Origin of the sequence: Echinicola arenosa (assembly GCF_014841125.1) — a bacterium.
GTDB lineage: Bacteria > Bacteroidota > Bacteroidia > Cytophagales > Cyclobacteriaceae > Echinicola > Echinicola arenosa.
Map to the genome: position 1 here is coordinate 427,845 of NZ_JACYTQ010000003.1, position 14,224 is coordinate 442,068.

Genomic DNA, 14,224 nt, shown 5'->3' on the forward strand with positions numbered 1-14,224 from the left:
ACACAAAAATCAAAATCCTAATGTTATGAATGGTGAACTTAAAAAACTCAGTATTGTAGCTTATAGCGATCCTCAGTTTGACAATAAAGTAGCCGATGGGGAATTCAACACTTTGCTAAATCCTGAGAAATATACTTTTAAGTATAAGATCGAGTCCAATAACGACCAAGCTTCTGGAACCAGCGACCTTTCTCCAAAATTCAATAAAAAACTGCCAGAAGACCTTGAACTGGAATTTGTATTTGACCGATCTGGAGTCATTCAAGGCTTTGAAGCCACAGAGGATGGGATTATTGATGATATAGAAAAGTTCAAAAAAGTCATTCTGGATTATAACGGCGATGAACACAAACCCAATTACCTGATCATCTCATGGGGATCTCTTCTCTTTAAGGGAAGTCTCATGGAAATGAGCATTGAGTTTAAGCTTTTCAAACCCAATGGAGCTCCCATAAGGGCCATTGCCAAGGCTAAATTCCAAGGGTTCGTCGAAGATGACCTTAGAGTGGCCATGGAGAACAACAAGTCCCCAGACCTTACGCATTTAAGGACCGTTATGGATGGAGATACTTTACCACTGATGGCTCACCGGGTTTATGGCGATTCCAAATATTATTTGGAGGTGGCCAAAGTCAATAACCTCACCAGCTTTAGAAAACTTCATGTAGGAGATCAATTATTTTTTCCACCGATAGAGAAAACAACTACAAAATGAACAATAGTGATGTCATACAGACTTCAAAAAGTGCCGATTTGGTGACCCAAAAGGTATTAGTGGATGGCAATGAGCTTTCCAAAAAATATCAGGTAAAACAATTGGTGGTCAATAGGGAAATTAACAGGGTTCCTACTGCTACGATCATATTAATCGATGGAGAGGCATCAAAAAGAGACTTTGAACTCAGCAATGAGTCACTTTTAATTCCTGGTGCTGAGGTAGAAATCACAGCCGGTTACCACAATGACGAAGAAACGATTTTCAAAGGAATGGTCATCAAGCACAGCCTTAAGATTCGAGAAAACTCAACTCTTTTGATCATAGAATGTAAAGACAAAGCTGTCAAACTCACTATTGGGCGGAAAAGTAGGTATTTCTATGAAAGCAGTGACAGTGCTGTTTTTGAGGAAATCATTGGTGCTTACGATGTAGACCAAGAAGTAGAAAGTACTGATGTGACGCACAAAGAGTTGGTCCAGTACCATTGTTCAGATTGGGATTTTGTACTGTCCAGGGCGCAGGCCAATGGCAAACTCTGCATGGTGGAAGACGGGAAAATGATCATCAAAAAACCTGACCTAACCGCCTCGGAAGTGGAAACAGTGACCTTTGGTGCCACCATGTTGGATTTTGATGCAGAAATAGATGCCCGAAATCAGTTCAATAAGATTTCTAGCTATGCCTGGAATTATTCAGACCAAGAGGTATTGCAAGTAGAAGCCAATAATCCAAACGCAGAAGGCAATGGAAATCTAAGCCTTAGTGAGTTAGCAAATATTATAGGCTTGGAAAACCTAGAATTGCGACACGGAGGAGCTGTTAGCGATACTGAATTGCAGGTTTGGGCAGATGCCAAGCAATTGTTTCAGCAAATGTCCAAAGTAAGGGGCAGGGTTAAATTTCAGGGTATTCCTGCTGTGAAACCAGGGGTCATCATCAAACTGGAAGGAGTAGGCGACAGGTTTAATGGTAAAGTATATGTAACCGGAGTAAAACATCAAATCGCTGAAGGGAACTGGACTGTTGATGCCCAATTTGGACTTAATCCTACCTGGTTTTCAGAGACCTTTGATATAAATCCCATGCCAGCTTCAGGGCTTTTATCTGCTATTTCAGGACTTCAAATCGGTATTGTAAGTCAACTGGAAGAGGATCCTGACGGTGAAGACCGGATATTGGTTCAAATCCCGATCATCAATAACGAAGAACAAGGTATTTGGTGCAGAGTAGCTTCCCTAGATGCTGGAGAAAACCGGGGAGCCTATTTCAGGCCTGAAATAGAAGACGAGGTCATTGTAGGCTTTATTAATGATGACCCCAATGATGGTGTGGTGTTGGGTATGCTTCATAGCAGTGCAAAACCGGCTCCCATCACCGCCAGTGATGACAACCATGAAAAGGGCTTTGTCACCAGAAGCGAGATGAAATTGATTTTTGATGATGACAAGAAGTCCATCAAAATAGAAACCCCGGCGGGAAAAACTATTGTCTTGGATGAAGATGAAGGAACCATTGTCATTAAAGATGAAAATGGTAATAGCCTAACGGTGGATAGTTCAGGTATTGTGATGGAAAGCAATGGAGATATTAATATCAAGACATCCGGTGATGTCAACTTGGAAGGCACCAATGTCAATATTAAAGCCAATGCCCAGTTCAAGGCGGAAGGCTCTGCAGGTGTGGAAATGTCTTCAAGTGCCATCGCTGTAGTCAAAGGATCTTTAGTTCAAATTAACTGATTCAATATGTCATTCGCCGCAAGAATAACCGATATGCATACTTGCCCTATGGTCAACCCTGGAGGTGCCCCCCATGTTGGAGGACCAATTTTACCAGCAGGAGAGCCTACTGTACTCATAGGAGGTTTACCGGCTGCCAGAGTAGGGGATATGGCAGTTTGCGCAGGACCTCCAGACACCATTATTATGGGTTCTTCCTCAGTTTTTATTGGAGGTATGCCTGCAGCAAGAATGGGAGATACCACAGCGCATGGAGGCAGTATTATTTTAGGATGTACCACTGTAATGATAGGAGGATAATATGGCTTTTGATCAATCATTTTTAGGAACAGGATGGAGTTTTCCTCCTGAGTTTAACAGGCCCAAAAGAGGGGTTGTCATGACCTCAAACGAAATAGATATTCAAAAAAGCCTTGAGATCTTACTGAGCACCAAACTGGGGGAGAGGATCATGCTGCCCTCATACGGTTGCAACTTGGATGAACTTTTATTCAAGCCTCTAGATCTAACCCTTAGAACCTATATCTCAGAATTGATCCGCAAGGCAATTCTCTACCATGAACCTAGAATAGATGTTTTGAAAATTGATCTAAGCGAGAGTGATGAATTTGAAGGGAAAGTTTTAATCCACATTAATTATATCATTAGAAGTACCAATTCCAGAAAAAACATGGTATTTCCTTTTTATAAAGAAGAAGGGACAAATCTTTAAAACATAAGCCAGAATGAGCGAAAACTGTAACCATATAGATGATGTGATTTTTCAGAGAAATGGTACCGATCAGAAAAACCGTTTCACTAAAATACTCGATCCTGATTCCATTGAACTTCACGATTTTGATGTGGAAGACTGGATACTTTTTGCTTATAATTTTGCTCAAAATATCAATTATTTCAAAGTCGACAATGACCAAATCCCATCAGGTAATTGGCAGGACTTTTTCAATCATTTTGGCATTGCTTCATCTACTATCCCCAAAAGGATTGATCCAAGTTACAAATCACTAAAAGAAAGTATTTCCACCACTTTATCTGACTTAGAGTCAGAAAGTGCGGTTACTCCTCATATGACCCTCTTTATTTGCTTTTTGAGGTTATTGGAGCTTTCTAAAGACCGCCTTAATGGATTGACAAAAAAGCACCTTGATTTTTACTACCAAGAAGTGCTCCAAATAAGCAAACTGGAACCTGTTGCGGATCAAGTTCATGTCATTTTTGAAATTGCAAAGAAAAGTGTAGATGAAAAAATAGAAGTCAATACGAGTTTGGATGGTGGTAAAGATGGCTTTGGACAAAAAAGAATCTATAAGACGAAACAAGAACTGATTGCCAACAAGGCCCAGGTCAGCCAATTAAAAAGCCTGTATATCGACCATGATCTACAAGAGATCAAAAAGTGCCCTGTAAGCAATTCCTTTGATGGAAAAGGGAAAGCGCTGGTCAAAGAAAGTCCTTACTGGTGGCCATTTGGCTATAGTTCGGAAGAGGAAAGCTATGACCCTTTAGATTCAGCCGACTTGGGCTTTGCCATTGCATCCCCTATGTTGGCTTTACAGGAGGGGGATAGGAATGTGTCTATCAGCATTAGTTTCAAAAGTAATTTCAATTTCTCTTCCTCTGAATTGAACGATGACGACTTGATCAAACTTATTCAGGTCTATTGCAGTGGTGAAAAGGAATGGTTGGGGCCTTTTAACCTGTCCAAAGACTTGGCCTTTTTCAACGGAACAGATGATGACACCATTTCCTCATCCATATCAGGAAACCAACTCAATTGTGTTTTCAGCTTACCTTCTGATCAGGAAGCTATCAGTCAGTATAATCAAGATATATTGGGTGAAAATATCAACTCCAACTACCCCGTGGTTCGGTTTCTCATCAAAACAGAAGAGGAGCCCTATAAGCAAAAGATACATTTTCTATTTAGGCAACTTGTCAAAAAGGCCATCAGCAATATCAATGTAAAAGTAGATGTCAGAGGAGTCAAATCTTTGATTATCGATAGTGATACAGGTCAGCTAAATCCTCAAAAGCCATTTTATCCCTTTACCACCCAACCGGTCAAAGGCTCTTCATTCAAGATCAGCTCTCCGGAGATGTTTTCGAAAAAATGGAAACACGCTACTATAAATATCAAGTGGATCAATACTCCAGATGACTTTGGGCTACACTATGGAGCCTACAAAACTGAATACATTTCTTCTATCAGCAAGCAGTTGTTTATAGACCATATGTTTTTGGCAGCTACTTCCAAGGTATTTAAATCAGCCAACCAGCCAGAAAGCCCAAAGAAGGACATTAGAACAGAGGCTATCAATGATGACCTAGAAACCAATTTTCAAATTGATACGAGCAACAGGATTGTACCGAATAATGATCACTTCAAAGGCACATTAAGCATTCATCCTGAAACAAATACAGCTGGAACAAAAAATAACGTGATACTTTTTCAAAAGACCAATGGAGATTTTGAGATGAACACCGTTGCGGAAGGGACTGGATATGAGTTGGGTAAATCTGGGCCTATAGAAATAAGTTTGAACCAATCATTTTATCACTCCTTGTTTCCCAGACTCTATACGCTGGCCATGATGGACACCAATAAGGAAACACCTATTCCCAATGAACCTTATACGCCATTTGCTGAATCCATCACGCTGGGATATACAGCTGAAGAAAGCACTGATTTCAATGTCTTGGATCATATGGCCTTTGAGAAAAATAGAATCAAACTGTTCCATGAAGCAGCTTTTGGACAAGCAGAAGAGCATGGATACCTAAAAGTTCAAGCAAAAGAAAAAGCAATTTTAAATACCAATGCCACCAATGACTGTTGGTTGGTACCAGATTACTGCCAAGGTGGAGAATTATATATTGGGCTTTCCGATGCACTGCCCACTCAGCAGGTGGCCTTATTGATCCAAGTTCTGGAGGGAAGTGAAAACCCAGAGGCAGACTCATTTGTCGGAAGGCAAAAGGTAGAATGGTCTATTTTATGTAACAATCAATGGAAAAATATAGAAAACAGTATCCTCTTAAATAATATAGACAACTTCCTTAAATCTGGAATCTTTAAGTTCAGCATTCCAGCACAAGCCAATCAGGATAATACTGTTTTACCGAAAGGACATATTTGGATCAGGGCGAAAATCCACAAGACTTTTGACGCTGTTTGTAAGTTGATAGACATAAAAGCCCAAGCTGTTTTAGCGGAATTTGAAAACAATGGCAACGAACTTTCTCACTTGGAAAAAGGATTGCCCGCTGGAAGTATTTCAAAATTGATTACCCGAGTTCCACAAATTAAAGGTATCAACCAACCCTTTAATTCATTTGGTGGGCAGCCAGAGGAATCAGATGATGTCTATTACCGAAGGGTCAGTGAGCGCTTGAGGCATAAAAACAGGGCTATTACCCTATGGGATTATGAACACTTGGTCTTGCAGAAATATCCTGAAATCTATAAAGTAAAATGCCTGAATCATACCTCAGACACTTCCTTTTTAGCACCGGGACATGTATTACTAGTAGTGGTTCCTGATATCATCAATAAAAACGTTTTTGACATTTATGAGCCTAGAGTGAGCAAAGCTGTCCTCAACAACATTCAAGCTTATTTGAACCAGCTCAACTCCAAACTAGTCAATGCCAAGGTGATCAATCCTCAATATGAAAAAGTGGTGGTTAAACTTGGAGTGAAGTTTTATCAACAATATGACGAGAACTTTTATAAAGGCCAATTAAATGAAGATTTGACAAAATTCTTGTCTCCGTGGGCATTTGATAATACACAAGACATCACTTTTGGGACAGAACTCCATAATAGCATCTTAATTGATTATGTAGAAAAGCTATACTATGTGGACTATTTGGAAGAGCTAGAATTGGCCAAGCTTCCTAATGAGATAGAAATTCCCGAAGACCCAACTTCCATCTCTTACTTGAACCAATTGGACTTTGGTCCTATCCTAAAGCCTGAAAGTCCCAAACATATTCTGGTCTCGGCCAAAAAACATTCCATTTTCACCAATATCAAAAACTGCTCAGAAACCAGTATTGAAGAATCAGAAACATGTCAGTACTAAAAGAACATATCAGCATTCCCAAAAAGGTCTCTTCTAAAGACGACTTGGACTTTCATTATCTTAGGGAGTTGGGAATAGCCTATATCGAGCAACTTGGAGGTCAATTATGGACGGATTATAATTCCCATGATCCAGGCATCACCATACTCGAAATGCTTTCCTATGCCATTACTGATTTAGGGATGAGGCTAGACTTACCCATTACGGATATCTTGGCATCCAATGATCCTTCGAAAGATATCAACAGTCAATTTTTCAAGGCATCTGAAGTACTGCCCACCAGCCCCATTACCGAAATTGATTACAGGAAACTCTTTATTGATATTAAAGGTGTAAAAAACTGTTGGTTGGCCAAGCATGAAAAAACGGTATATGCCAACTGTAAGGACGCAAAGCTTTCTTATGATCCAAACGCCTTCAACACGATTCCTCAAGGTCAGAAAAAGTCTTTTGAGCTCAATGGACTGTATGATTTATATGTGGACTATGAAGATCTGGAACCTGAAGAAATCGAGGAAATTGAAGGACAGATCAGAAGCAAGTACCATCAAAACAGGAATCTTTGTGAGGATTTGATCGACATTCACCCTGTGGATAAGTATCCCGTGAAGGTATGTGCAGATATAGAAGTAGAAGCTGGTGCTGATGAAGAGATGGTTCATGCCTTAGTGCTCAACGCTTTGGACAAATATTTCTCTCCTTCCGTTAACTTTTATTCAATCAAGCAAATGATGGACAAGGGCTATGGGAGTTTGGAGATTTTTGATGGTCCTACCTTAGAACACGGATTTATAGACAACAAGGAACTGTCCGAGGCGAATCTAAGGAGTGAAATTAGGCTTTCTGATATTATGCAGTTGATAATGGATGTGCCTGGAGTAAAGCTGATCAAGGAAATCACAATGGGCAACTGTGGAGAAGTGGATGAAGGTAATGAGTGGGTGATGTGTCTAAAACCCTTCGAGAAGCCATTGCTTTGTAGTAAAAGTGTCTTCAATTACAAAAAGGGTCTTCTTCCCTTGAGTATCAACAAAGCTCAAGTAAGCAAATACCTAGAAGAACTTGAAGCCCAGGAAGAAGCTTCCATCATAGCGGCCAGTCAAGACAAGGATATAGAAATCCCAAAAGGTACTTACCTAAAGACAGACTACTATACCACCATCCAAAATGACTTTCCCCAAACTTATGGCATCGGTAAATATGGCCTGCCAGACAGGGCAACTGTAGCCAGAAAATCACAAGCAAAACAACTGAAAGCGTACCTTTTGTTTTTTGACCAAATACTGGGAAGTTATTTCAAACACTTGGGACAGGTGAGCCAATTGCTTTCCGTCAACAGAAACCTCACCAAGACATTTTTTGCCCAAGCCATCGATGATATCAAAGACCTTGATGAGATTGTGAATAATTATCCCATGAATGATGATGAATTATTGACCAATGAGCTTTTTGAGGAATTGGACAATAATTTTCAACGGAGGAATGAAATTTTAGACCACCTTTTGTCAAGATTTGCGGAAAGGTTTTCAGAATATACTTTCATCATGAAATTGCTGTATGGCACCGCTACAGATGAAATGGTACTCAGAAGCAAGGAGGATTTTTTAAAAGAATATAAAGTAGTCAGTACCAATAGAGGCAAGGCTTTCAACCTCCATCCAGAAAACCCCGATGAGCTTTGGGATACCTCCAATGTCTCAGGTTTCCAAAAAAGAGTGGCAAGACTACTTGGTGTCAAAAATTACAATAGAAGGCATTTATCGAGGTCCTTTGTGGATTTGTACAGCTTGACCAATAGTCAAGGAAATAAAGTTTATAGATGGCGTATCAGGAATGCCGACAATACCATTGTATTATCGGGTACAGAGGAATATTATGATACTTATTTGGCCAATAGGGAAATGTACTTTGCGATCCTTCAGGTCATACAAACCAGCCCTTATAAAATTGAAGCTGCCTTTCAGGAAAATATTACTGTGCCCTTGGTTGTGGATAATATTCAGGTTCACCAGTCCAACTCAGGCAAATACAGTTATGATATCATCAATCCCGCTATAGGTGATAAAAATCACCCTGACTGGATTGTGGCCAAACGCTATAGTTACTATGGTTCTCAGGAAACCGTGAAAAACTCCATTTTGGACCTTATCACCTTCTTGAAGGAAGTATTTACTGAGGAAGGGATGTTCCTGGTTGAGCATATCCTATTGAGACCGGACATCAAGGACAATAATGCGGCAGAAAACACCTTTCTGCCTATCTGCGATGAAGGCTGCACAGATTGTGAACCTTTGGATCCTTATTCTTACAGGGTCAGTATAGTGCTGCCAGGATATACCATGCGTTTTTCCAATACAGATTTCAGAAACTATATGGAAAAGGTCATCAAAGAAGAATTGCCTGCCCATGTGCTTGCCAAGATTTGCTGGGTTGGCTACAGGGAAGGAGAGGTAGATGATCCGGCCGACAATGAGCTCTTACAGTTTGAAGATGCCTATAAGGATTATCTAGAAGCCAAAACTTCATTAGATCAGGAACAGCCCGAACCGGAGCTGATAAAACTCATAGAAGCCTTGATGGGATTGAACAATGTCTATCCAGTAGGTAGGTTGTTTGATTGTGAAGACGAAAATGAGGAGTTGGGAGGAAAAGTCATTCTTGGCAAAACGAATTTAGGATCACTATAAAATAATATTACCATGTCAATCAATCTTCAAAACATCACAACCAAGTACCGAAGGTTTACCAAGAACCAGGTGCTTACTGCTGGACATCTCAATGAGATGGTAAACTTTTTTGACGACCAGGATCGTTTGACAAGGATTTGCCTCAGTGGAGTAGGAATAGTATGTGGATTTAAGGTAACCTATGATCCTATTGGAGGAATCCTGGAGATTAGCCAAGGAGCCGGAGTCACCACAGATGGAGATCTTTTTCAGTTGTATGGTATTGATCTGGAGACAGGAGAAAAAACAATAGCCATTGAAAGCAAACTATATGGCCACTATAAAGTCCATGATAATGAAAAGGCCAACTATAAGCCATACTTCTATGATGGTGACACCCAATTGGACATATATGAATTGCTCACTGAAGAGCAGCAGGCTGTAGAAAATGATGACAATTTTGGGTTATCCACACTGGAAGCCAATGAAGGAATCAGCATGGATGATGCAGTTATTTTACTCTATTTGGAATGTTACGAAAAGGAAAAAGATTTGTGCGTGAGTTTGTCATGTGATAACCAAGGTTTGGAAATTATAGGTAACTATAAAGTACTCTTAGTCAGTAAAGCAGTGGCCGCGCAAATCAACAGTCATGATACCATTATCAGTAAGGCCAATTACTCCCATCTTTATCATCAAATGGAGGATGTATTTGCGAATAGGGTGGTATTGTCCACCGAAAACTTCAGCAATTACGATGAATTAAAGAAAAGCTTTACCAATGGAACGTTGAGAAATGATGTGGTAAACCAGCTACAACAAGGTTTTGGAACTTTGTTGACTGTATTGAACATGCCCCTTTTGCTAAATGCCTTTGAAGATTACCTCACTACCATTTTTGATTACACTGAGAGCAATACCCCTCCAGATTTCCAATACCGCTACGACTTGCTCAAAGATGTAATAGATACTTATAATGAAATAAAAGACATTCTCTTCAACATGGATAGTGGTGATTGTTGTCCGGACATCAAGGCATTTCCGAAACATTTGATGTTAGGTGAAATATTTAAAGAAGATGTTTGCTATGAATATCGACATGGTTTTTACAAATCCCCCATCCTAAAAAGCCAAAACCTCAGCACTTGCACGGATTGCCTGACCAGCATGCCCATCATCGATATTGGTCCCGAAAACACCCTGGAAGAAGAGGTGATAGATTTGGGAGAGGAAGAAATGGACATCTGCTATGGCAAAGGCACTGATGAATCCAGGCTTTTTAGCTTAATTAAAAGAGCAGTACAGCTGCTTGCCAATTACAATGCCAATTATAATTTCATCAAAATCACGCCTTCTTTTCATTTGGGGCTTCTTAGTAAAAAGGCCATTCCGTTTTACAATAATGTCGGAAACCATTTGATCCAGCTGTGGGACTTTAACAAAACTTTAAGGGCCAAGCATCGAAACAATGTCAGCTACCATAATGCCTTTTTAAACATCAAAGAACCTCTGGAAATCACCTTAGACCATGATTTTTATAGAATTGAAGGGCATCAAGGAAGAAATTATAAGGACGCATTGTCGATTATTGAAGGTATCAGAAAAGAATACGGATTAGGCTTCAATGTCATTGCCTTAGGTATCAATGCCAATGAGGACATGGAATTTGTAGAGGACTTTACCACCTATTACTTGAACAAAAACCATGGGTACGAGCACAAAGCAGGTGTACAGCCAGGCGGGACCTTTATCATGATATATGTTAGAGGACTGTACAGTGCCTATCCCTATCCATATGGTTATGGATATCCTTATGAATACCCTGGAGACGGTTCTTTAGCAGGTGATTTTGAAGGTGAAGCTGACGAAGATGAAATTGTAGTACTCAACCCGATTGTAGCTGATTTTACCTTGCCTTATTTATGCTGCGGGGAAAACTTAGTAGCCTTAAGCCTGCCTTTAGAAGAACTCTGTTTCAATGAGGAAACAGAACCTATCCCATTCCATGTGATGCCAACCGGTGGCTATGTAGAAGCTGAAGTAGAGGAAGGTCTGTTCGGAGGAGTTACCCAAGATGATTTCGGCGCATTTGTATTTGATCCATTCTTGGTCAGTGAGGAGCTTTATGGTGTCCCTATCACGTTTACAGTCAATAATTTCGAAACGGACTGCCAAATTACTGTTTACAGGCAGCCAGTGTTTGATTTTGAAGTGGACAATATGGATCCGGGACAAACCCAAGTTTATGTTCAATTTAATATTATAGGTGATGACCTTATTGAAGGACAAGAATATCAATGGGACTTTGGAGATGGAACGGCTTTGGTTAATTCTACAGACCTATCTATTCAGCATATTTACCTATTAGATAATATTGATGGTAATGCAGTAACTGTGACAGTTAATGCCGGTGAAGGAAATTGTGCACTTGGAGTGGAACATACCATTGTTTTGGATGTACCAGTTGATATTACCTTAAGCATGGACCAAACTGAATTCTGCCGAAATGATGAAAGTAGCCACAATATCTTTATCACTCCTGATGATGGAAATGTTCAATTGGGAGGGCCAGGGGTTTCGCCAACAAGAAATGATGGAGGCAATTACTTCTTTGTTCCAGCCAATGTTCCAACAACGGCAGGAAATCAAATAACGATTTTGCTGAATGGTACAGCATCAAACCTCAACATCAATTTGCTAGCACCACCTGTTGCCTCATTTGTTACTAATATCCAGAACGGAAACTTGGTTATAAGCAACAACTCCCAAAATGCAACAGATTTCAGATGGTTAGTCGATGGAGAAGAAATACTTAGAGATGATACCAGCGAAATTGTTCGCAGTGTTTCAAGTTTTAACAGCAGGACGATTACTGTTTCTCTCACAGCTACCAATAGATTATGCGGTGCATCAGTGGATGGGCCAAGACCGGTAATCATATCGGACGGTCCGGAAGTCCGTACGTGTCTGCAAGTGGCCAGTAACTTCATAGAAAATGGCTCGGGAATTATCAATCAAATATTGGAAGTCAATGACAACATCTCCGGAGAAACCACTGAACTGGCTTCATTTATTGGTAGTCTTTTGGAAACTGTCCAGAATGAACTGGGAGAATATATAAATGGAAGTCATAATGGTAGGTTGGGAAATGATGATCATTTTAGCCAACAAATATACAATAGGTTGTTAGCTGCTGCCAGGGCATCACAGAGTAGGGAAGATCAGGCCGCTATCCGCAATTTGATAGAAATCTACATTGGGCTTTTCTACACCATTTTACGCTGTCAGGAAGCAGGTATAATTACAGAATTCCGAGAAATCATCTTAAGTATCACCACAATGATCAACGGTTTCTTGCAAGGTTTGCTAAGATTGGAATTCAATCCTGACCCCGATGGAACCTTGAAAGAGTTGATGAATATCATCCAAGCTGACTTTGAAGATTCTCCTTTCTTAATCGATGAGATCAATGCGCAATTAGAACTTTTAGCTCGAAATGCATAGTAATCGACAACATATTATTCATAAAGTTTATCTGGAAATAGGTACAGCGGATTTGGACTATGCCCACCACCTGAAAGATCATCTCAGCGACTTTTTACAGGAGGTTCTCTTTCCAAAGTTGGAAAGTTACTTTGATCAGCTAGCCTCTCAGTTCTCAGGAAACACTTTACAGCTGGACCAGGTGAAAGTCGAAATTATGGATAGTGACCAACTTGACTTGGTGGATATAAGTATTTCGGTTAATGATAAAGTACAACAGGCTATTGAAACAAAGCTGAACAAAACCATTTCGTCCGAAAAAAGAAATGAAATAATTATCAGTGAAGCGTTACAATGGAGCAAAGCTTTCTTTCACTTTTTTGACGAGGGCACGCAAGCATGGTGGGATCTTGAAAAAGAAACCTTTATTCCTCTACACGAGTACCACAATGGCCAAGAATATTTTACTCCGGCATTTAAGAGCGAATTGAGGCTTAGACTATTGGTTCATTCATTTAGAGAACGACTGATCAAACAGTTGGATGATGAGCAATTAGAATTCCTTTTATCTGAGACGGGTATTGTTGGGATAGAGAACATACTAGGGAACAAAGATATTGAAGAATATTTAACCAAGTTAAACAAAAGTCAAAATGATGATATTAGACTAAATATCAGATTGTTCTTTTGGTACACCCTGATCAGTCAAGCTATCAATGAATCCAGTCAAACAACCAGAATCCTTCGAGAAAAACTTATCCATCTACTCCTAAAAGGATCAGGAATAAGCTCAACAATTGCTGCAAGCCCTAAAGTCAAGAATTACATCTCAAGTGAAATAGATCAATATTCTACCGAACAATTGATTTTGGAATTACCTCTATTGATGGAAAAAATACTGGAATATCTGAAAGTGGATCAAGCGCAAAGCGATAAAAAGTTAATTGATCAAAATATTGATAACCTAACTAAAGAACCTTTTATCAGCGATCCTAATGATGGGGTTTTACCCGATTCTGAGCAACAAAATGACATGGAATTAATTGTTCCCAATGCAGGACTGGTATTAGTACATCCTTTCTTAAAACAGCTATTGATCAACTGTGATTTATTGGATGACCGCAAAAACCTAGTAGATCCTGAGGCCACAGCCCATTTACTGCATTACATCGCCACCAAAGAGGAATATGCATATGAACACCAAATGGTATTTGAGAAATACCTTGTGGATATTACTTCTTCACGATCTATTCACCGATTGATTTCACTTTCTGATTATTGGAAAGAACAGGTTGAGGAGATGTTGGAAGCCGTACTGTCTCATTGGCCAGCTTTAAAAAATTCATCTGCCGATCTCTTAAGGAATGAGTTTTTACAAAGATCTGGCAAGTTGATTTTGAAAGAAGGTGCCTCCAAACTTATTGTGGAGAGGAAAACCCATGATATACTGTTGGAAAAAATAACATGGAACATTTCCTTGGTAAAACTCCCTTGGAAGGAACAATTATTATTTGTGGAATGGTAAGAAAATAA

At 39.7% G+C, this 14,224-nt stretch carries 8 protein-coding genes; all 8 read left to right on the plus strand.

Going from position 1 to position 14,224, the window contains the following annotated elements; translation table 11 throughout:
• The first annotated feature begins 25 nt into the window (after nucleotides 1-25).
• From IFO69_RS11040 to IFO69_RS11075, 8 genes are read left to right on the plus strand one after another with little or no spacing between them, the layout of a single operon-like run.
• Nucleotides 26-715 carry a CIS tube protein gene (locus tag IFO69_RS11040; RefSeq protein WP_192010161.1) on the plus strand — a complete coding sequence of 230 codons (690 nt, stop codon included), beginning with the start codon at nucleotides 26-28 and terminating at the stop codon, nucleotides 713-715.
• On the plus strand, nucleotides 712-2,457 hold the full coding sequence (gene vgrG, locus IFO69_RS11045; RefSeq protein WP_192010162.1) for a type VI secretion system tip protein VgrG: 1,746 nt from the start codon (nucleotides 712-714) through the stop codon (nucleotides 2,455-2,457). The genes IFO69_RS11040 and vgrG overlap by 4 nt, the downstream gene beginning before the upstream one ends.
• A 6-nt stretch (nucleotides 2,458-2,463) precedes the next feature.
• Nucleotides 2,464-2,757 carry a PAAR domain-containing protein gene (locus IFO69_RS11050; RefSeq protein WP_192010163.1) on the plus strand — a complete coding sequence of 98 codons (294 nt, stop codon included), beginning with the start codon at nucleotides 2,464-2,466 and terminating at the stop codon, nucleotides 2,755-2,757.
• A 1-nt stretch (nucleotide 2,758) separates the two neighbouring features.
• On the plus strand, nucleotides 2,759-3,169 hold the full coding sequence (locus IFO69_RS11055) for a GPW/gp25 family protein (protein WP_192010164.1): 411 nt from the start codon (nucleotides 2,759-2,761) through the stop codon (nucleotides 3,167-3,169).
• Between the two features lie 13 nt (nucleotides 3,170-3,182).
• Nucleotides 3,183-6,542 carry a baseplate J/gp47 family protein gene (locus tag IFO69_RS11060; protein WP_192010165.1) on the plus strand — a complete coding sequence of 1,120 codons (3,360 nt, stop codon included), beginning with the start codon at nucleotides 3,183-3,185 and terminating at the stop codon, nucleotides 6,540-6,542.
• Nucleotides 6,530-9,229, plus strand: coding sequence for a hypothetical protein (locus tag IFO69_RS11065; RefSeq protein ID WP_192010166.1), 2,700 nt, complete (start codon nucleotides 6,530-6,532; stop codon nucleotides 9,227-9,229). The genes IFO69_RS11060 and IFO69_RS11065 overlap by 13 nt, the downstream gene beginning before the upstream one ends.
• A 12-nt stretch (nucleotides 9,230-9,241) precedes the next feature.
• Entirely contained in the window at nucleotides 9,242-12,712 is a 3,471-nt protein-coding gene (locus tag IFO69_RS11070) for a PKD domain-containing protein (protein WP_192010167.1), read from the plus strand.
• Complete coding sequence (locus tag IFO69_RS11075; RefSeq protein WP_192010168.1) at nucleotides 12,705-14,216, plus strand: contractile injection system tape measure protein; 1,512 nt, start codon at nucleotides 12,705-12,707, stop codon at nucleotides 14,214-14,216. The genes IFO69_RS11070 and IFO69_RS11075 overlap by 8 nt, the downstream gene beginning before the upstream one ends.
• Nucleotides 14,217-14,224: the final 8 nt, after the last annotated feature.